The organism is Flavobacteriales bacterium (assembly GCA_020435415.1).
GTDB lineage: Bacteria > Bacteroidota > Bacteroidia > JACJYZ01 > JACJYZ01 > JACJYZ01.
Genome location: JAGQZQ010000179.1, coordinates 1 through 646, shown reverse-complemented (window position 1 = coordinate 646; position 646 = coordinate 1). Strand labels below are relative to the sequence as shown.

1 protein-coding gene is annotated in these 646 nt (G+C 71.8%); it reads left to right on the top strand.

Going from position 1 to position 646, the window contains the following annotated elements; genetic code table 11:
• Positions 1-646 (top strand): hypothetical protein (locus KDD36_15205; GenBank protein MCB0397996.1); only part of this gene is annotated, 646 nt, incomplete at both ends.

The window sequence follows — 646 nt, the reverse complement described above, 5'->3', positions numbered from 1 at the left end:
ATCGACACCCTGTCGCTGGAGGCCGCTTCGCTGGAGTCCGAGGTGGCCGATCTGCAGGCCAAGGTCAGCGACCTCACCGCCAAGGTCCAGGCAATGGCCGTTCGCCGCTTCACCGGTGCCGAGCCTGGCACGTCGCCCCTGCTCAACGGGTTCGACAGCCCGGAGGAGCAGATGCAGGTGTCCGCCTTCTCGGACATCATCAACGCCTCGTCCACGGCCGAGTTCGACGAGTACGACGCGCTCAGCCGCGACCTGGAGGACAAGCAGGAGGCGCTCACCCGCACCCAGGCCGAAGCCGAGCGGGCGAAGGCCAACGCCGCCGCATTGCGCGACGCCGCCGAGGCCGAAGTGCAGCACCTGAAGGAAGTCGAGGCCCAGCGTCTGCAGGACGAAGCCGTCCGCAAGGCACTCGAGGCCGAGGAGCGCGCCCGAGCGGCGAAGGCCGCCGAAGAAGCGGCGGCTGCTGCGGCGGCCACGTCGCAGCCGGAAGAGCCCACGAACAACGCCGACGGCGGGGCCAGCGCGCCCCAGACCACTGCACCGTCCAGCGGGGGGAGCGGTGGGCAGACCGGTGGCGGCGGGTCAGGCGGCCGGCCCGGCGGTGCGGGCGGCAACGACTATGGCGGGGTGGACTGGGTGTGCCCCA